Below are 19,132 nucleotides of genomic sequence, written 5' to 3' on the forward strand. Positions count from 1 at the left end.
TGTGCGTATATATAGGTTGGTACCGGCAGGGGGGGAATGTCGCGATATCCGGCCGTTGACCGGAGACCTGCCTGTTGCACAAGACAAGTACATAATCGCGTTGATTTTCGGAGGAGCCTGTCACCAAGGGCTTCTTTTTGCTTTTTTTAGGGTTATGCGGAAAAGCGGCGCGAGCTGGCGGCACCAATAAAATTGCATCGGAGAGAGGATTTCATTATGGATCAACAAGCACTTATCGCTATCGGATTGTTTGCGGTAGCCTACGGTTTTATCGTTTCGGAAAAAATTCACCGGACGATCGTTGCCATGATCGGCGGCATTTTGATGGTCGTGCTGGGGATCGTCAATCAGGAAACGGCGCTTCATCATATCGATTTCAACACGCTCGGCCTGCTGGTGGGCATGATGATTATTGTCGGCATTACCGCGGAAACGGGATTGTTCAAATATATTGCCGTCTGGTCGGCCAAAAAGGCGGGCGGTCACCCGGTCCGCATCATGGTCGTGCTCTCGCTGGTCACGGCGATCGGCTCGGCGTTTCTCGATAACGTGACGACGGTGCTGCTGATGGTACCGGTAACCTTCAGCATTACGCGGCAGCTGCGAGTGAATCCGGTTCCTTTTCTGATGTCGCAAATTCTCGCTTGCAATATCGGCGGCACAGCGACGCTGATCGGCGATCCGCCGAACATCATGATCGGCAGCGCGGTGAAAGAACTGACGTTTATGGCCTTCATCAACAATTTGGCGCCGATTGCGGCGATCATTCTCGCGATTACCGTACCTTTCTTCGTACTGTTTTACCGCAAACAGATTCGCACGACGGAAGAACTGCGGCTAGGACTGATGAAAATGAACGAAAAAGCGGAAATCCGCGATCCGGTGCTGTTGAAAAAATGTCTTGTGGTGCTTGGATTAACCTTGATCGGCTTCTTCGTTCACCAGATCGTCCATTTGGAATCGGCGACCGTGGCGCTCGCCGGCGCGTTCCTACTTCTGCTGTTGACCGGCGAGCACTTTTTGGAAGAGGCGTTTCAGCGGGTCGAGTGGACGACGATCTTCTTCTTCGTCGGATTGTTCGTGCTAGTCTCGGGCTTGGTGGAAACCGGCGTGATCGCCGCGTTGGCGAACTATGCCGTCGGGGTAACGGGCGGCGATGTGACGAAATCGGCGGTCCTGATTCTTTGGCTCAGCGGAATCGCTTCGGCCTTCCTGGATAACATCCCGTTCGTGGCGACGATGATTCCGATGATTCAGGAAATGGGCACGATGGGGGTCAGCAATCTGGAGCCGCTTTGGTGGAGTCTTGCGCTCGGGGCTTGTCTCGGGGGGAACGGCTCGCTGATCGGCGCGAGCGCGAATCTGATCGTAGCCGGTATGGCGGCAAAGGAAGGGCATCCGATTTCGTTCATGAAATTTTTCGTGATCGCCTTTCCGCTCATGCTACTTTCGATAGCTGTTGCAAATGTATACGTGTATGTGAGATATTTGATGTAACAGCAGTCGGTTAACCGAAGGAGGCTTCGCCTATGCTACACTATGAATACGACCGGGAGCTTCTGACCATTGAAGAGCAATCGAACGGACAAGATGTCGAGTTCCGGATGAAGCTCCATCGCCCCGATGCCGGTGTCGAGAAGGCAGTAAAGCGGATTCGCGATTATTTCGACGATAACGACGTGATCACGGACGTCTTGTTCTATGCCCACGAAGACGCCGAGTATCAATGGATTGTCCGACACGACTTCTATGAGGATTTCGTGATCAGCCTGTTCAGGCACCGGCTTGTCCAGCGCATGGCTTGGGAGCAGTAGACGTTCTGTTGACAAGTCTGCTGCCCGAAAGCTATAATTTTGATAAATAGTGCTTATTTTCAGGCACAGGAAAGCGTTGATGAAATTTAAGTACGTCATAGTCCATTAGCCAGAGAGAAGGTTTTGGAAGCGTCGCGCGGCAAGCTTGCTTGCAGTCTCGCAGCTCCAGCTGGGAAAACCTTTCTAATGAAGGATGACCGAACGCTCATTTCGGAGCGCGGATTCAAAAAGTCCGCCGGGCGGACCCGTTATCGTCCGGACAGAGGAGATTGTGAAGGCGTATCCATGCAGCCGCACAATAACCAGGGTGGTACCGCGAGCAAATCGTCCCTGTTTCAGGGGCGTTTTTTTGTATTAAAATGAAGTGTCGGGAGGAAAATGAACCCAATGAAAGCAAGTGAAATTCGCGCAAAATGGTTGAAGTTTTTTGAAAGCAAAGGACATGCGATCGAGCCCAGCGCTCCGCTCGTGCCGCACAACGATCCGTCGCTGCTGTGGATCAACGCAGGCATGGCGCCGCTGAAGCCGTATTTCGACGGCCGCGTCGTCCCGGAAAATCCGCGGATCGCGAACTCGCAGAAGTGCATCCGCACGAACGATATTGAGAACGTCGGCAAAACGCGCCGTCACCATACGTTCTTTGAAATGCTCGGCAACTTCTCTATCGGCGATTATTTCAAGGAGGAAGCGATCACCTGGGCTTGGGAGTTTCTGACGAGCCCCGAATGGATCGGCTTCGATCCGAACCGGTTGTCTGTCACGGTATATCCCGAGGATACCGAAGCGTTCGAGCTGTGGAATAAAAAGATCGGCTTGCCGGAGGAGCGCATCTACAAGCTGCAGGACAATTTCTGGGACATCGGCGAAGGTCCTTGCGGCCCGTGTACGGAAATTTTCTACGACCGCGGCGACAAGTACGGCGATCTCAGCGATCCCGAGTGCTGGCCGGGCGGAGAGAACGAGCGCTTCCTTGAAGTATGGAATCTTGTCTTCTCGCAGTTTAACCATAACAAGGACGGCAGCTATACGCCGCTTCCGAACAAAAACATCGATACCGGCGCCGGCCTCGAGCGCTTCGCTTCCATTCTGCAGGATGTCGATTCGAACTTTGATACCGATCTGTTCCAGCCGATCATTCAAAAGACGGCCCAGCTTGCCGGCGTGACTTACAAGCAAAACGAAGAGTTCGACGTGGCGCTGAAAGTGATCGCGGACCACATCCGTACCGTTGCCTTCTCCGTCGGCGACGGCGTGCTTCCGTCCAACGAAGGCCGCGGTTATGTCATTCGCCGTTTGCTCCGCCGCGCGGTGCGGTATGGCAAGGTGCTCGGTATGGACAAGCCGTTCCTGTACACGCTGACGCCAATTGTCGGCGACGTGATGGGCGTCTACTACCCGGAAGTGGTCGAAAAACGCGAATTCATTGAGAAGATCATCCGCATCGAGGAGGAGCGCTTCCACGAGACGCTGTCCGACGGCCTGGCGATTTTGGCCGAAATGGTCGACAAAGCCCGCAACGAAGGCAGCACGGTCATCAGCGGTCCGGATGCGTTCAAGCTGTATGACACGTACGGCTTCCCGTTCGATCTGACCGAGGATTTCGCCGCCGAGAAAGGCATGACGGTCGACCGTGCAGGCTTCGATCAAGCGATGCAGGAGCAGCGCCACCGTGCCCGTGAGGCTCGCAAAGAGACCGACAGCATGAAGGTGCAGGGCGGTCCGCTGGCCGATTTCACGGTTAAAAGCGAGTTTGTTGGATATACTGATTTGGTAACTGCTGCTAAAGTGATCGCAGTGGTGCATGAGAACCAGTTCGTTGATCTGGTCGGAACGGGCGAGACGTGCCAGGTGATTTTGGACTATACTCCGTTCTATGCCGAAAGCGGCGGTCAGGTCAGCGACCACGGATATATTACTGCAGGCGATACGGTGCTCAAGGTTGAGGACGTGGGCAAGGCGCCGCACGGACAGCATGTGCATACCGTTGTCGTGGAGGCGGGCGTGCTGCGCAAGGGCGACACCGTTCAAGCGACGGTAACGCAGGATGTGCGCGAAGATATCATCAAAAATCATACGGCTACCCACCTGCTGCACAAAGCGCTCAAGGAAGTGCTCGGCGAGCACGTGAACCAGGCCGGATCGCTTGTTGCGCCTGAGCGCCTGCGCTTCGACTTCTCGCACTTCGGCAGCATTTCGGCCGAAGAGCTGCAGGATATCGAGCAGCGGGTTAACGAGCAAATTTGGAAGAGCATCGAAGTCGAGATTTCGCTCAAACCGATTGCCGAAGCCAAGGCCATGGGCGCGATGGCGCTCTTCGGTGAAAAATACGGCGACATCGTCCGCGTCGTGCAGGTCGGCGGCTACAGCCTGGAGCTGTGCGGCGGCTGCCACGTGCGGAACACGAGCCAGATTGGCTTGTTCAAAATCGTCAGCGAGTCGGGGATCGGCTCCGGCGTACGGCGGATCGAAGCGACGACGGGCCGGAACGCCTATCAATATTTGGACGGGCAGTTGCAACTGCTGCGCGATGCCGCAAGTTTGCTGAAATCGAACATCGGCGACGTGCCGAAACGGATCGATGGCTTGTTTGCACAGCTGAAGGAAGTATCGCGCGAGAACGAATCGCTCAAAGCGAAGCTCAGCGGCATTGAAGCGGGTTCTTTGACCGATCAGGCGAAAACGGTAGACGGCGTAACGGTGCTTGCCGCTCAGGTGAGCGCAGGCGATATGGAGTCGCTCCGCAATATCGTCGATCAGATGAAGACGAAGCTTGGCTCGGCTGTGATCGTACTCGGAGCGGCTGCAGAGGACAAGGTCAATCTGGTTGCGGCCGTTACGCCGGATCTGGTGTCGAAGGGCTACCACGCCGGCAAGCTGATCAAGGAAGTCGCTTCCCGCTGCGGCGGCAGCGGCGGAGGACGTCCGGACATGGCGCAGGCCGGCGGCAAAGACGCATCCAAGCTGCAAGAAGCGCTGCAAAGCGTGGAACAGCTCGTCGCGGCAAAATAATAATTTTGCCGTAAACAGGAATTTTTAGGATCGTGGCGAATAAGTCAGTATTGATCAATGCAGGGGGGTGCCTCTAAATGAGTTCGATGGATAAAACGATGAAGTTCAATGTAAAAGCGGAAGAGATCGAGACCTCGCCCAAAGAAGTCATTCTAGCGGTGTACGATGCGCTGCAGGAGAAGGGGTACAATCCGATCAACCAAATCGTAGGCTACTTGCTCTCGGGCGACCCGGCTTACATTCCGCGTCACAACAATGCGCGCAGCATCATCCGCAAGCGGGAGCGGGACGAATTGATCGAGGAACTGGTTCGTTCCTACTTGCAGCACTATAAATCTTAAAAGTCCGGTGAATACAGCGGAGGGGGCGGAATCGTTCTGGAGAAGCGTTAGCGGTCGCCTTTGTCTCCGGATTCTAACCTCTCAAAGGTTATCTGATCTAAGAATCCGGAGACAACAGCGATCGGAAGAATGATTCGCTCACGCAGCGGCCTTTTATTCACTGGACTTTTAACCGCCAGACTGGAGAACCTCATGCGCTTGATGGGACTGGATTACGGGGACAAGACGATCGGCGTCGCCGTCAGTGACGAGCTTGGTTGGACGGCGCAAGGGCTTGAAGTGATCCGTAGAACGACCGAGGAGCGCGATATGGCCCGCCTTCGGGAGATTATCGCGCAATACGGTGTCACGGAAATCGTCGTAGGCCTGCCGAAAAACATGAACAACACGATCGGTCCCCGTGGAGAAATTTGTATTGCATTTTCAGAGCAACTGCATGAAACCCTACAATTGCCGGTGCATTTGTGGGACGAAAGGCTGACAACCGCCTCCGCCCAGCGCACGCTGCTGGAGGCGGACGTTAGCCGCAAGAAACGAAAGCAGGTCATCGACAAGATGGCGGCTGCGCTCATTTTGCAAGGATATATGGATGCCCAATCCAACTCGAAGAGGTGAAGAACGGTGACAGATAAAGACCAAAATGCCAATCAGGAACAACTGCAGGAAGAGCCCGAAATTATTTACATTCCCGATGAAGAAGGTAATGAAGAAGAATTCGAAGTCATCATGAAATTCGATGTGGACGGCTCGGATAAAAAGTATATGATGGTTGTTCCTGTCGATGCCGACGAGGAATCCGACGAAGTGTACGCGTTCCGCTATGAAGAAGACGGCGACGATCTGCAGCTGTATACGATTGAGGACGAAGAAGAATGGAATATCGTGGAGGAAACGTTCAACACGCTGATGGACCAATACGACGACGAGGAAGAAGAATCGTCCAAGTAAGACGGCGCCCGGTCTCCCGTCCGGGAGGCTGGCCGTTTGCATAAGGAGGCTGGAACGTTGAACCCGAATATGGAAGCGACGCCGACCCGTCAGTTGCGGGAAACGTTCGGAGATGATATTATTTTGTATGACGAAGAGCAGGAATCCGTCGTCTATCGTATCGTCTCCGAATTGATCCTGGGCGATCAAGGGTACGCGATGCTTGAAAAAGCGAAGCCGGGCAAGGAAGACGAACCGGAAATTTACCGTGTGACACGGAAAGATGACGGGGAGCTTGAGCTTGAAACGATCGAAGACGACGATGAATGGGAAAACGTCTCCGAGCTTTTCGACGAGTTGACTTTTCCGGCTGACGAACAGTTGTAATGTACAACTTTTTTCTTAAGGAAGCCTGAGCGGAGATGATCCGCTCTTTTTCGTTTGTTTGCGGAGATGTAAAAGGAGCGGCGCCGTGAAACGGGTATGGATTTGGGGAACAATAGGAATTGTTGCAATAGTGGCCGGAGCCGGGACAGGGTTCGGTTGGTATGTCACCCGCTCGCTTCAGCCGATGCCGGCTGCGGAGACGGAGCAGCGCATCTCGCTGCCGCCGGGTGCCGGGACAGGGCAGCTCGCGGGCGAGCTGGAGAGCAAGGGCGTTATTCGCAGCGCCCGCGTCTTTACGTGGTACTTGAAATACAAGCAGGAAGGCGGCCGCTTCCAAGCAGGCGAGTACGCCATGAAGCCGGGGCTGTCGCCGGACGAGATCATCGAGCACTTGAATCGGGGTGACACGGTGAAGGAAGCCGGCATCCGCCTGACGGTGCCTGAGGGCTTTACCGTGCGTCAGATCGTGGAAAAGCTGCAGCAGCAGGAAGGCGTTGACCCGCAGCAGTTCATGAATCTTGTACAAGGCTACAAGGGGCCGGAAGGCTCCGCAGCGGCGCAAATTCCGGCCGACACGTCCTTGCGGTCCCGTCTCGAAGGATATTTGTTCCCGGAAACGTACGAATGGAAAAAGGGTACGAGTCCGCAAGAGATGATCGAGACGATGACGCAGGAGCTCGACAAGAAGCTCGGGCAGCTGCCGCAGGATTGGAAGCAGACATTGGCCCGGCGCGGCTTGTCCGTGCACCAGATGTTGACGCTGGCTTCGCTCATCGAACGCGAGGTTGTTGTCGAGGACGAGCGCGCGCTGGTTAGCGGCGTGATTCATAACCGCTTAAAGCAAGGGATGCCGCTGCAGATCGATGCAACCGTGCAGTATTTGTTCGACAAGCCGAAGGAACGGCTGTTCGAGAAGGATTTGCAGATCCAAAGTCCTTATAATACGTATTTGAATAAAGGGCTGCCGCCCGGACCGATTGCAAGTCCGAGCCTCGCCTCGATCAAAGCGGCGATTTATCCGGCAGATACCAAATATTTGTTTTATGTTACCAAAAAGGACGGAAGCAAAGCGCATTTGTTTGCGGAAACGTTCGAGCAGCATAAGAAGAATATTGCGGAGAGCGCCAAGAGCGCCAAGCCGTAGGTTTACAATGTGAGGAGAAGGTGAGCAGGCAGATGAAAAAACCGGAACTGTTGATTTCGGCCGGATCATCCGCAGAAGCGAAGCGGTATATCGAGGCAGGGGCGGACGCTGTCCTCGTAGGCGAGCACCGGTTCGGCTTGCGGCTGCCGGGGGAAGTAACGGCGGAAGAACTGGCCTCGCTCGTTTCATGGGCGCATGAACACGGAGCGAAAGTATACGCAGCCGTCAACAATATTATGGACAACGACTTGCTGCCCGAGCTGGAAAAATATGTAGGACAGCTGCAGCAAGCTGGCGTCGACGGCATCGTCTTCGGCGATCCGGCCGTGCTGATGGCGGTTCGCAGCTTCGCACCCGGCATGCGTTTGCATTGGAATGCGGAGATGACCTCCACCAACTATGCGACGGCCAGCTATTGGGCAAGCAAAGGGGCGGCCCGCATGGTGCTGGCCCGCGAGCTGAACTTGGAGGAGACGCTGGAAATTGCGCGTCAGCTTGACGGCTCGATGGAAGTGGAAGTGCAGGTGCACGGCATTACGAATATATATCATTCGAAGCGGAGCCTGCTGACCAATTACAAGGAGCACCAAGGGCGTCCGCAAGAGCTTGAAAAGCTGGAGCTTGATAAAGAGGAAGGGTTGTTCCTGATTGAGCAGGAGCGGCCGAACGAACGCTATCCGATCTACGAGGATGCGAACGGCACACATATTATGAGCTCGGACGACATCTGTGTGCTGGACAGCTTGCACGAACTGATGGAAGGCGGCATCGACAGCTTTAAGCTGGAGGCGCTGCTGAAATCGCCGGAGTACAATGAAGCGGTTGTGCGCGGTTACCGGCAGGCGATAGATGCGTATATGGCGAATCCGGAGGAATACGAGTTTCAAGAGGAATGGCTCGATCCCATCCGCGCGCTGCAGGATGAACGCCGCGAGCTGACGTACGGCTTCTTTTTCAAAGAGCAGGTTTATTAATACGATTCGAAGCTATAAGCGAGGTGGAATAAAATGACATTGTTGAAGCAAGAGCTGCTCGGCAAGCGAGTGCGGTTCGAGAAGCCCGAGCTGCTCGCGCCGGCCGGAAGCTTGGAAAAGCTGAAATTCGCCGTTCATTACGGGGCGGATGCGGTCTATATCGGCGGGCAGCAATACGGCCTCAGGTCGAACGCGGACAACTTCACCTTCGAGGAAATGCGCGAAGGAGTCGAGTTTGCGGAGAAGTACGGCGCCAAAGTATTCGTCGCTACGAATATTTATGCCCACAATGAAGATTTGTCGGGTTTGGAAGATTATCTTCGCGGCATTCAGGATGCAGGCGTGCATGCGATCATCGTGGCGGACCCGATCATTATCGAGACGTGCAAGCGCGCGGCACCGAAGCTGGAAATTCACCTGAGCACCCAGCAGTCCACCATGAACCGGCAAGCCGTGCAGTTCTGGAAAGAAGAAGGCATCGACCGGGTCGTGCTTGCCCGTGAGGCTACCATGGAAGAAATCGTCGAGATCAAGACGCATGTCGATATGGAGATCGAAGTGTTCGTTCACGGGGCGATGTGCAGCTCCTATTCGGGACGGTGCGTACTGTCGAACCATTTCACGGACCGCGACTCGAACCGCGGCGGCTGTTCGCAATCCTGCCGCTGGAAATATGATCTGTTTACTACCGAGGAAGAGCTGAACGGACCGCAGATCGGCATCAAGGAAATTCCGCTGTTCCAAACGGGCGACAATCCGTTTTCGATGAGCTCGAAGGATCTGTGCATGATCGAGCACGTTCCGGAGCTGATTCGCGCCGGCGTCGACAGCTTCAAAATCGAAGGCCGCATGAAAAGCGTGCACTATGTCGCTACGGTCGTCAATGCGTACCGTCAGGCGATTGATGCGTATTTTGCCGATCCCGAACATTATGAAATGAAGCCGGAATGGCTGTACGAGATTCAGAAGGCGGCTAACCGTCCACTCAATACCGGATTTTTCTACGACCGTCCGGGGCACGAGGACCACATCTTCGAGCCCGAGGACAAAGCGGCTCCGTACGATTTTGTCGGCGTTGTGATGGGGTATGACGAAGCGACGCAGACCGCGCTCATCCAGCAGCGGAACCATTTTAAGCCGGGGCAGGAAGTGGAGTTCTTCGGTCCGAAGGGCACGTTCTTCAAGCAGACGGTGGGCGAGCTGCACGATGAAGAGGGCAAAGCGCTCGACGCTGCGCGGCATCCGCTGCAGCTCATCCGGATGAAAGTGGAACAGCCGGTCCGTCCGTTTGATATGATGCGCAAAAAAATGAGAAATTCGTAAATGGCCGCGGCATAACCGCCGCTTGACGACGCTCCGTCCCTTAGGGACGGGGCTTTTTTGCGTTTGCAGCCGGATAATCCCAGTGCGAAAAGTCGGTCAAATGGCCTAAGTATGCGCCTTCGGTCACATAGTCGCGATTTTTGTTAAAATATCTATAACATTTTACCTACTTGGTCCCGATATAGATAAAGATACTCTTTTTTTATCAATTAAAAATTTATATATTTCGTAAGGTGATTATGAATTGAGGCGGTGGAACTAATATTTTTTTTCAATCGAACCTGATGAAGTAAAGGGATTTTGACATTTCATGTCGAATACCAAGATTAACCGGTTAAATGCTTGCATACTTATCAAACTAATACATATCTAGGTGGTGTTTCCTGTGAAGGATCAATGGTCTTCACTTAAAGCCAGCCTGCAAAAAGCCGGCAAATCGTTGAAAAAGGGGATCCCCAATTCGTCCGATCCGAATCGTTCCGAAGGTTCACGTGCTTCTAAAGTCGTGGATTCGCTGAAAGAAGTAGGTCTTATGAACTTGTTGAGGTCGGTAGGGGGCAAGCTGTTCCTTATCTTTTTTATCAGCATCTTGTTTTTCGTGTTGACCGTAGGTCTGACTTCTTATAACATCTCCAAAGGCGTTATTCAGAAAAAGGTGGCCGATGCGTCGGAAGGCACCATTACGCAAGCCGGGCAAAAGCTCGATTTGCTTTACGCCACGTATGAAGACTTGTCGATGCAAATTTTGCTGGACGAAGATTTGAAAAAGCTGCTTGCGGATATGGATACCGTGAACAAAAACAGCTACGATTTTCTACAGCTCCGGCAGAAGCTCGGCGACAAGCTGAACGTTTATTCGTACTCGAATAAAACGCTTAAATCAATCTATCTATTTAAAGCAAGCGGAGAACCTGTAGCTTCGGCCGGTTCAGCGATGAGTAAGGAAAGCCTGGCGCAGGAAGATTGGTTCAAGAAGATCGTCGAAGGCAACGGCAAAGCGACTTGGCTGGAATCCAGAGCAAAGGGCTACTCGGATTCGCTGGGCAATGCGGGCACAGCTTCGTTCGGTCTGGGCCGCGTGCTGAAAAATACGACGACCAATGCCGTGCAGTCCGTGCTTCTGCTGGAGATCAATCTGGAAGCGGTCGGTAAGGAGCTCGGTCAAATCTCGATGGGCGAAGGCGGTAAAACGGTCATCGTCACACCTGACATGAACTACATCTATAACCAGGACGTTGCGGTGCTTGGCAAGCCGAGCGAGCTGGGGGTAACGAAGGAAGCCTTTACAGAAGACAAAGGAAACCTGCAAAACAGCAGCCGCGACATGCAGCTCGTTTATTTCAAATCGGCCAAAACGAATTGGCTCTTGATCGGTGCAATGCCGGTGGCGGAGCTTGTGAGGGATGCGGGAGTCATCTTCGGCATGACATGGTTGATGGCTTTTGTGGCGGCGATTATCGCGGTTGTGATCGGATACTTTATCGTACGAATGATCGGCCGTCCCGTCGTTCAGCTCCGCAACCTGATGAAAGAAGGAGAGCAAGGCAATCTGAAAGTGCGGATGACCGTCACAAGCCAGGACGAGATCGGGCAGCTGGGTCAAAGCTTCAACCAAATGATGGAAAAGATCACGACGCTGGTGCAGCAGACGAATCATTCCGCTCAAGAGGTGCTGCAAACGGCAGGGAGCTTGTCGGACGCTTCGAAGAAAACGGCTACGTCGGCTAAAGAAATCGCCGTCGCTACGGAAGAGATCGCCAGCGGCGCATCCAGCCTGGCTGTGGAATCCGAACGCGGCAACGAGCTGACTCACAATATCGGCATGCAGATGAAAAGCGTGGTCGACGCCAACATTGTCATGGGCTCCGCAGCTTCGGAAGTTCAAGCGTCGAGTAAACAAGGGATCGAGTATATGTCCGAGCTGATCGGCAAAACGAACGCAACGGAAGCGATGACCCGTTCGATGGTCGAGAAGGTCGATAATCTGAAGGAAAGCACCCGTTCCATCCGCAAAATTTTGGATGTGCTTAGCAACATGACGAAGCAAACGAACATTTTGTCGTTGAATGCGACGATTGAAGCGGCCCGGGCCGGTGCGGCGGGGAAAGGCTTCATGGTCGTCGCGGACGAAATCCGCAAGCTGGCCGACCAATCCAGACAATCGATCGCGATCGTCGGTCAAATTACCGAAACGATTCAGAAGGAGATTGACGAGACGGTTAACGTGCTTTCACAGGCTTACCCGATTTTCCAGGAGCAAATCGAATCCGTGAAGGAAGCTGATTCGATCTTTAAGCAAGTCGATTCGCAGATGGGCGAATTTATTGAACGGTTGTCCGAAGTAACGGAATCGATCAGCGAGCTTGAAGCGTCGCAGATGGTGCTGAGCGATGCGATGTCCAACGTCAGCGCTGTGGCCGAAGAATCGTCCGCGACTTCGCAAGAGGTGGCATCCTTGAGCTCGGAGCAAATGAGCATCAGCTCCGGTCTTGTGAAGCTGTCCGACAGTCTCGAAGAGCTGTCGAATTCGTTGAAGGAACAGTTGTCGAAATTCCAAGTTTAATGCAGGTCTGCACGGCGTCTTCTCCATTCGGGGAAGGCGCTTTTTGTTTGGTCGTTTGCAGAGGACGGTTCCTGACCATACTTGTATCATCATACAAGGTGCTGGCAGGTGCTCGGGATGGACAACGGAACAAAGCTGCAAAAGAACCGGATTTTTATCGTATTGCTGCTGGTCATCGCGATTTTGGCCGCTTGGAATTTACGGTTGTTCTGGATTCAAGTGGCAGCCTCCCGCAGCTTGACGGAACGAAGGATCGACTTGGTGGAAAATTCGGTCATTCAGCGGGCTCAAGGTCTTGTGCTCGATAGCGGACGGGGCGATTTTGCGGACCGAAATGGCGTTCCTTTGACGGGAACGGCGCAGAAAGTGTTGATTGTCTTCCCTATTCATGAGGAAGAGACTGCAGATACGTCTAATGCGATGGACCGGGTGGCAAGCATCGTAAACGCTCCGCTTTCCGCTTGGCAGTCGTTTGTCCGCCAGTTGAAAGGTCCGGCGATTTGGTCCGTATCCGGCCGTCCGGTTCCTTTGACCGACGCACAGGCGGCCAAGATCGAGGCTTTAGGTCTGAAATCCGTCCGGGCCATGACCTTTAAGCAGCGCTACGCCGAGCGGCAGCCGGCAAGCCAGGTGCTCGGCTTCATCGGGCAAAATCCGGAGCGGATTACGCGGCAGTTCACCGACCAATTCCATAAGGGAGAGCTGCAGCTCACGAGCAAAATCGGCAATGCCGGGCTGGAAAAAACGTTTGAACCTTGGCTGCAGGGCATTGGGTCGTCCTCCGTCTCGCTTTTTACCGACGGCTTGAAGCGTCCGCTGCCCGGACTCGATATGCGCCAAATCGCTCCAAGCAATCCGTATTATCCGCTTAAAGTCGTCACGACTCTCGACTCCGGGATACAGCAGCAAGTCGAACGGACCTTGGAACGCTTGCACGTGACGGAAGCTACCGTCGTCGTATTGGATATTCGGAATGGGGATACGATCGCGATGGCCGGCACGCCCGCGTTTCAGCCGGAGCATGTCGATTTGGCTCGAGGAAACTGGAGCAACAAGGCGTTAAAAGCGGTCGCCCCCGGATCGATTTTTAAAACCGTGACCGCCGCGGCTGCCTTGGAAGAGAAGGCGGTCAAAGCGGACGAAACGTTCGAGTGCACAGGCGCACTCGGAAAATACGGCTTCACCTGCTGGAAGAAGGAAGGACACGGCATGCTGACATTGGAAGAAGGCTTCGCCCAGTCTTGCAACATCGTGTTTGCGAAGGTGGCGCAGCGGCTCGGGGGAGACAAGCTCGAGGCTTACGCGCACAGGCTCGGGCTGGAAATGCCCATCGGCTGGAGCGGAGATGTGCCGCACCGGAAGGGCTTTCGGCAGTGGGATGCCGAGGAGCAAGGGCAAATCTATGCCGCTGCTTCGGACAAGTCGGACGAAGGAGCGCTGGTGCAGACGGCTATCGGACAGCGGGACGTGTTAATGACGCCGCTGCAAGCAGCTAACTTGGTCGTGACACTGTACAACCAAGGGAAGGTTGCATCGCCGCGAATCGTGCGGGAGATCCGGTTCCGGAACGATCGATTATACCAGTCGTTTCCGCCTCATGAGCTTGAGCAGGCCGCTAAACCGATCAAGCCGGCGACGGTGAAACGGCTGCTGGGTTGGATGGCCGAGACGGTGGAGCACGGCACCGGGAAGGCGCTGCGCACGGCGAAATGGAGCCTGGCGGGGAAATCGGGGACGGCGCAGGTTCCGTTAAAAAATGGACGACCCGGTGAGAACCATTGGTTTATCGGCTACGGTCCGGCGGAACAGCCTCGCTATGCCGTCGCGGTGCTCGTCCAGAACGTTCCGGAAGGGGGCAGCCATAAGGCGATCCCGCTTTTTAAGGAAGTGATGAATATTTTGGCTGACCGCTCTGAAAAGTAGGAGCGATTAGGAAGGAAGGCTGCGTTTTCGCGAGATGTACGGCGAAGACTCAGCCTTTTGTTCATTGAGGTTAATGATAGGTAGAGGAGTGCAGCGAAGGAATCAAAATCGAGAAGCAGGTGCCTTTGCCTACTTCGCTCGTCACGTCGATTCGGCCGTGAATGTTTTGAATGGCCCGGTAGGTGACCATCATGCCAAGGCCGGTCCCTTTGCCGCGGGTGGAATAGAACGGCGTGCCGAGCCGTCCGACTTCATCCTGCGTCATGCCGATCCCTTGATCGATAATGTCGATGCACACCGTCTGATTTTGCAACACGCCGACGATTTGCAGCTTGCCTCCGCCGGGCATCGCTTCAATGCCGTTTTTGCACAAATGCATGATGCACTGCGAGAACTTATCCGGATTGGCGCTGATCATCAGCTTGTCCTGCAGCTGCGTTTCCACCGATACGCCCCGAAGGTCGGCGTACGACTGCAGCGTTTGGACCGCCTGCAAAATAAGCGGCTTGGCGTCCACCAGCTCGATCTCTTCCAGCTGGGGCTTGGCAAAGGACAAGTAATCGTTAATGATCGCTTGCGCTTTATCGACTTCTTCCAAGACCATCTGGCTGTAAATTTGCCGTTTGTCTTCCGCCAAGTCGTTTTGACGCATCATTTGCACGAACCCGCGGGCGACCGTCATCGGATTGCGGATTTCGTGGGCAAAGGAGGCTGCCAGCTCGCTCAGCATATTCATTTTGTCGTTATGCTGCACCTGCTTGCGCAATTCGATATTTCGCTTGATCTGCCTGATGATATAGACGACAAGTCCGGCGGTAAACGAATGGATAAGGCTGAATGAAGCAAAAAACAGGAAAAAATATCCGGTAACTGGAATGTGCTCCTGCCATAGCGAGAACAAGGCGACAAATGCCGTAATCAATGATAAAGCGAATCCCAGCCCTGCTGCTGTCGCGGTACTGAGCAGCCGGGCCGCATCGGCGATCCGGCGTTTGCAGTACCACAGCAGGATGAGATTGAAGCCGAGGGAAATCGGCAGCGTATGAAGACCGTACCGTCCCGACTTCCAATGGTAGGCCATAATAATGGCGGCTACGCCTAGCGCCGGCAAGGGTCCGGCATAAAAAAAGCATAAGGCGAGCGGAATCAAGCGGAAATCGAACAAATATCCGGGGGAGAGCTCGAACGGATGCATCATGCTGACCAAAGAGGCGACCGTGCAGATGACGGTAACGATGATCTGGTTCGTGCGCACGTTCACATGCTGCAGACGGTCAATCCAAAACAGATGATACAGCATGACCGGCGTAATCACGATAAGCATGTTTAACAGCAATTGGTGGAGCAAGTTCAATGTTATCACCTTTTGGCAGCGTGTTTTGAGAAGCCTCTCCGGTCCTAATCTGGCAAGGATTTAATACAGTTTGCGATAGTAGTCACATGTCTCTTTCAGTCCGTCGCGAAGCGAATAACGCGGCTGCCAGTCAAGCAACTGTGCGGCAGCTGTGTTGTCCAATCGGCTATGTACGATGTCGCCAGGTCGCGGAGCCCTGTATTCCGGCGCAAATGTTGCCCCGCACAGCTCACTCATAAGCTGTAAAAGCTCTTTAACCGATGTTTGCTCGTTACAGCTTACATTGAACAAGCCGCGGCTGCCTTTTTCCAAAGCGGCCATATTCGCAGAGACGATGTCTTTAACGTAGATGAAGTCGCGGGTCTGTTCACCGTCACCGAAAATGATCGGCTGCTCGCCCCGAAGCAGCTTGTCCACAAAAATGGATACGACGCCGCCTTCGCCTTTTGGATCCTGCCGGATGCCATAGACATTTGCATAACGCAGAATGGTGTAATCCAAATCATACAGATGAGAGAACGCTTCAATGTAATGCTCCGGTGTATGCTTCGAGATACCGTAGAAGGATAATGGCCGCAGCGGGTGTCGCTCGTCTACGCCCAAATATTCCGGAGTTCCGTAAACCGCAGCCGACGAAGCGTAAATGATCTTACGAACGCCATGATTACGGCACTGTTCAAGCAGGGCAATCGTTCCCAATATGTTGACTTTTGCGTCAAACATCGGATTTTGAATGGAGGTTTGCACATCGATTTGCGCAGCGTGATGAATGACGATCTCGGGTTTCGTTTCGGCAAAAATTTCGGCGATCTGTTCGCCCAGAATATCTACTTCGTAGTAAGACGCTTGTTCATTTAGATGCTCCCGGTTTCCGGTAGACAAATTATCGATCACGTAAACACGATGGCCTGCTTCTATCAATGCATCTACAATGTGAGATGCAATAAATCCTGCACCGCCGGTTACCAAAATATTCATGTAAAAAACCTCCATCAATTTAATTTTGTTCATTTGATGTGCTGCGATCAATCAGGTGGAAGACAGACGTTCTCCATGAAGAACGATCTTGCAAATATTGCGTAAGCTAGGCTTCGGCCGGAGCTGCACCTTTCAGCGGCACCGTCCAAACGGCAGAGTCGATCCAGGAACGGTCGACAGCAAAATCAAATGAACGTCATTAGCCCACACATCGAAATAAGGTTTCTCGTAGCCGAAAAACTTCGGGAACCGCTCTCTGGACATGGCATCAGTCTTGCCGTTTGGCATCGTTTCCGTAGAAAAGGCGCCCTCGGACGTCAGGCAAATGTCATAATAATCGTGATTCCCCATATTGGCGTAAACCGGAGGGAGCTTGTAAGCGTCCATGATCGCCTTCAATCTTTTGTATTCGATCGTTCGGCCGAAATCGGTCAAATCGCCGCCGAGCATGATCGCATCCACATCGGATTCGAACGAGCTGATGTCCTTCAGCGCCAGATGCAGTTTTTTTTTCCATCGCACCGAGCGAGCATGCGCTTGACAAATTGTTGTCTGAACATGTTTCCCTCCGGTGTGTGGTTCAAAATAGCTATTCTACCATTATATCGGACCGTTTGTAAAAATAAAATATGCGTAAGGAATGGAATTGGCGTCGGAAAAATCCTTATTTTTGTGCAAATTCGAATTACCTTCCTGCATGTGCGCGGCCCGGCTTCTTCTCTATAATGAGGGCATCGTCATACTTCACTTCCCGGGAGGAAAAAGGAATGAGCCGTCCAACCCCTGTTTTGTTAACCGATGAGCAAATGAGAACGTTTATTACCGAAGGTTTCCTGATCTTGCAAACGGATTTCCCCGAATCGTTTCACCTTGCACTGACGGATCAGTTGAATCACGTGTACGCCCATGAGGGGAACCTGGGAAACAATCTGCTGCCGCGCATTCGAGAACTGCAGAAAGTATTCGATCACCCGATCGTTACGGGAGCGCTGACAAGCGTGCTCGGGCCGAATTATATGCTGCATGCGCACCGCCACGGACATTATAATGCTTCTCCCGTGGCCGGGGGCTGGCATAAAGACAGCTATTGGGGCTACAAAAGAATGCGCAATCATCATCCGTGGTGGGCGATGATCATGTATTTTCCCCAAGACACGCCCGTAGAGCTCGGACCGACAGGCATCATGCCGGGCACGCAAAATTACGAGAGCCGGACCTTCGAAGCGGACAATCCGGAAGGCGAGGCGGTAGCAAGCGGCAAAGCGGGGACTTTTGCGCTGATCCATTATGACATCTGGCACAGGTCGACCCCGAATCTTCTCGGACGGCACAGGTATATGCTCAAATTCGAGTTCATGCGGACGGAAGCGCCGCAAGCGCCGAGCTGGAATTGCCGGGAAACCGAATGGAAGCAGCCGGCATCGTTCAGTAGGCCGATTGTGAAGCATGATGCGATGTGGAAAGAAACGTGGAATTGGTTATCCGGCCAGTTGGGGAGCTTGGCAGGCACTCTCGCTTCGGGAGCGGGGGTTGTTCAAGAGATAGCGACAAAGCTGGAAGATCCGTACGAGCCAAACGCTTTGAACGCCGCGTATGAGCTTGCAGGCATGAGCCATGAGGGGATAAAAGCATTGATGCGCGGTCTGCTTCACGAGCATGTGAAGGTTTCCCGCACGGCAGCTTACGGCTTGGCGGTTGCCGGGGCCGAAGCGGTCGTGCCGCTCGAACAAGCGTTGGGAAGCGAACGGGATGAGACGGTCGTCCATGCGGCCTATGCGCTCGGCGAATTGAGGCACTTGGCGGCACAAGCCGTACCGTCGCTGGTCAAGCTGCTCGATCATCCGTCCGCACCGGTGCGGCAGACGGTCGCCGAGACGCTCGGGATGATCGGCGCGCCTGCGGATCAGGTTGTCTCCGCCTTGATCCGCTGCCTTCAGGATGAGGACGTTCAAGTCCGCTTCATGGCCGGCTTGGCCTTGTGCCGCGTCGGGTCGGCCGGGGAAGCCGCGGTGCCGCAGCTTGAACAGGCGCTGGACGATGACAACCGATACGTTCGGGCGCATGCCGCCGAAGCGCTGCATTACATCGGCACCGACGCGGCCAAGGAGGTGTTGATCCGTTTCCTGCTCAGTTCCCGCTGGTGTCCGACAACTACGCCGCAGAGCACCTTTTAACCTTAATGGCTTGTTCGATCCGACCTCGTCCCGTGAATGCGGGACGAGGTTTATTAGGTTTATGGACCGGCCGACCGGGTAAAGAAGCATACGATCCGCTAGAGTTTTGTGCATGTGTTTGTGGGAACGAACGTTCGCAGTACTAGCGGAAGTTAGTACTTCCTTTTCCTCTTGGACGGGATATACTTGAGGTATCAACACTCGCACAAGATTTTACGCAA

The 19,132-nt window shown here is 53.8% G+C and carries 16 protein-coding genes; 13 read left to right on the forward strand and 3 right to left on the reverse strand.

Going from position 1 to position 19,132, the window contains the following annotated elements:
• Window positions 1–216: 216 nt before the first annotated feature.
• The 12 genes from KQX66_RS28590 to KQX66_RS28645 all read left to right on the forward strand — a co-directional run bounded on the left by KQX66_RS28590 (window position 217) and on the right by KQX66_RS28645 (window position 14,405).
• Window positions 217–1,497, forward strand: a complete 1,281-nt coding sequence (locus KQX66_RS28590) for an ArsB/NhaD family transporter (protein WP_216796253.1) — start codon at window positions 217–219, stop codon at window positions 1,495–1,497.
• A 32-nt stretch (window positions 1,498–1,529) separates the two neighbouring features.
• Window positions 1,530–1,814, forward strand: a complete 285-nt coding sequence (locus KQX66_RS28595) for a hypothetical protein (RefSeq protein ID WP_088832898.1) — start codon at window positions 1,530–1,532, stop codon at window positions 1,812–1,814.
• A 387-nt stretch (window positions 1,815–2,201) separates the two neighbouring features.
• Window positions 2,202–4,823: an alanine--tRNA ligase gene (alaS, locus tag KQX66_RS28600; RefSeq protein ID WP_216796254.1), complete on the forward strand. Its 2,622-nt coding sequence runs from the start codon at window positions 2,202–2,204 to the stop codon at window positions 4,821–4,823.
• Window positions 4,824–4,900: 77 nt separating this feature from the next.
• Window positions 4,901–5,164, forward strand: a complete 264-nt coding sequence (locus KQX66_RS28605; RefSeq protein WP_025850272.1) for an IreB family regulatory phosphoprotein — start codon at window positions 4,901–4,903, stop codon at window positions 5,162–5,164.
• A gap of 192 nt (window positions 5,165–5,356) precedes the next feature.
• Entirely contained in the window at window positions 5,357–5,779 is a 423-nt protein-coding gene (ruvX, locus tag KQX66_RS28610; protein ID WP_216796255.1) for a Holliday junction resolvase RuvX, read from the forward strand.
• Window positions 5,780–5,785: 6 nt separating this feature from the next.
• Window positions 5,786–6,112, forward strand: a complete 327-nt coding sequence (locus KQX66_RS28615; protein WP_216796256.1) for a DUF1292 domain-containing protein — start codon at window positions 5,786–5,788, stop codon at window positions 6,110–6,112.
• Between the two features lie 69 nt (window positions 6,113–6,181).
• Window positions 6,182–6,478: a DUF1292 domain-containing protein gene (locus KQX66_RS28620; RefSeq protein WP_036689997.1), complete on the forward strand. Its 297-nt coding sequence runs from the start codon at window positions 6,182–6,184 to the stop codon at window positions 6,476–6,478.
• Between the two features lie 85 nt (window positions 6,479–6,563).
• Window positions 6,564–7,622 (forward strand): endolytic transglycosylase MltG, encoded by a 1,059-nt coding sequence (gene mltG, locus KQX66_RS28625; RefSeq protein ID WP_216796257.1) that lies wholly within the window; start codon window positions 6,564–6,566, stop codon window positions 7,620–7,622.
• A gap of 32 nt (window positions 7,623–7,654) precedes the next feature.
• Window positions 7,655–8,596, forward strand: a complete 942-nt coding sequence (locus tag KQX66_RS28630) for a peptidase U32 family protein (RefSeq protein ID WP_216796258.1) — start codon at window positions 7,655–7,657, stop codon at window positions 8,594–8,596.
• A gap of 33 nt (window positions 8,597–8,629) precedes the next feature.
• Window positions 8,630–9,919 (forward strand): peptidase U32 family protein, encoded by a 1,290-nt coding sequence (locus KQX66_RS28635; RefSeq protein WP_216796259.1) that lies wholly within the window; start codon window positions 8,630–8,632, stop codon window positions 9,917–9,919.
• A gap of 385 nt (window positions 9,920–10,304) precedes the next feature.
• Entirely contained in the window at window positions 10,305–12,482 is a 2,178-nt protein-coding gene (locus KQX66_RS28640) for a methyl-accepting chemotaxis protein (RefSeq protein ID WP_216796260.1), read from the forward strand.
• A 117-nt stretch (window positions 12,483–12,599) separates the two neighbouring features.
• Window positions 12,600–14,405 (forward strand): peptidoglycan D,D-transpeptidase FtsI family protein, encoded by a 1,806-nt coding sequence (locus KQX66_RS28645; RefSeq protein WP_216796261.1) that lies wholly within the window; start codon window positions 12,600–12,602, stop codon window positions 14,403–14,405.
• A 70-nt stretch (window positions 14,406–14,475) separates the two neighbouring features.
• On the opposite strand, the gene KQX66_RS28650 is transcribed toward KQX66_RS28645, so the two are convergent.
• The 3 genes from KQX66_RS28650 to KQX66_RS28660 form a co-directional block, all read right to left on the reverse strand.
• The gene (locus KQX66_RS28650; protein ID WP_253957497.1) at window positions 14,476–15,753 is read right to left on the reverse strand and encodes an ATP-binding protein; all 1,278 of its coding nucleotides are present in this window, start codon (window positions 15,751–15,753) and stop codon (window positions 14,476–14,478) included.
• Between the two features lie 66 nt (window positions 15,754–15,819).
• Window positions 15,820–16,737: an NAD-dependent epimerase/dehydratase family protein gene (locus tag KQX66_RS28655; protein WP_216796264.1), complete on the reverse strand. Its 918-nt coding sequence runs from the start codon at window positions 16,735–16,737 to the stop codon at window positions 15,820–15,822.
• A 132-nt stretch (window positions 16,738–16,869) separates the two neighbouring features.
• The gene (locus KQX66_RS28660; protein WP_438804215.1) at window positions 16,870–17,259 is read right to left on the reverse strand and encodes a metallophosphoesterase family protein; all 390 of its coding nucleotides are present in this window, start codon (window positions 17,257–17,259) and stop codon (window positions 16,870–16,872) included.
• A gap of 245 nt (window positions 17,260–17,504) precedes the next feature.
• Between KQX66_RS28660 and KQX66_RS28665 the strand changes: the two genes are divergently transcribed.
• The gene (locus KQX66_RS28665) at window positions 17,505–18,911 is read left to right on the forward strand and encodes a HEAT repeat domain-containing protein (RefSeq protein WP_216796266.1); all 1,407 of its coding nucleotides are present in this window, start codon (window positions 17,505–17,507) and stop codon (window positions 18,909–18,911) included.
• Window positions 18,912–19,132 lie beyond the last annotated feature (221 nt).

It is taken from the genome of Paenibacillus oleatilyticus, assembly GCF_018998565.1.
GTDB classification, from domain to species: domain Bacteria; phylum Bacillota; class Bacilli; order Paenibacillales; family NBRC-103111; genus Paenibacillus_G; species Paenibacillus_G oleatilyticus.

What these genes read in the sequence shown, in the direction of transcription:
- KQX66_RS28590 (WP_216796253.1), top strand. Translation starts at nt 217, where the DNA reads ATGGATCAACAAGCACTTATCGCTATCGGATTGTTTGCGGTAGCCTAC.
- KQX66_RS28595 (WP_088832898.1), top strand. Translation starts at nt 1,530, where the DNA reads ATGCTACACTATGAATACGACCGGGAGCTTCTGACCATTGAAGAGCAA.
- alaS (WP_216796254.1), top strand. Translation starts at nt 2,202, where the DNA reads ATGAAAGCAAGTGAAATTCGCGCAAAATGGTTGAAGTTTTTTGAAAGC.
- KQX66_RS28605 (WP_025850272.1), top strand. Translation starts at nt 4,901, where the DNA reads ATGAGTTCGATGGATAAAACGATGAAGTTCAATGTAAAAGCGGAAGAG.
- ruvX (WP_216796255.1), top strand. Translation starts at nt 5,357, where the DNA reads ATGCGCTTGATGGGACTGGATTACGGGGACAAGACGATCGGCGTCGCC.
- KQX66_RS28620 (WP_036689997.1), top strand. Translation starts at nt 6,182, where the DNA reads ATGGAAGCGACGCCGACCCGTCAGTTGCGGGAAACGTTCGGAGATGAT.
- KQX66_RS28630 (WP_216796258.1), top strand. Translation starts at nt 7,655, where the DNA reads ATGAAAAAACCGGAACTGTTGATTTCGGCCGGATCATCCGCAGAAGCG.
- KQX66_RS28635 (WP_216796259.1), top strand. Translation starts at nt 8,630, where the DNA reads ATGACATTGTTGAAGCAAGAGCTGCTCGGCAAGCGAGTGCGGTTCGAG.
- KQX66_RS28645 (WP_216796261.1), top strand. Translation starts at nt 12,600, where the DNA reads ATGGACAACGGAACAAAGCTGCAAAAGAACCGGATTTTTATCGTATTG.
- KQX66_RS28655 (WP_216796264.1), bottom strand. Translation starts at nt 16,737, where the DNA reads ATGAATATTTTGGTAACCGGCGGTGCAGGATTTATTGCATCTCACATT.
- KQX66_RS28665 (WP_216796266.1), top strand. Translation starts at nt 17,505, where the DNA reads ATGAGCCGTCCAACCCCTGTTTTGTTAACCGATGAGCAAATGAGAACG.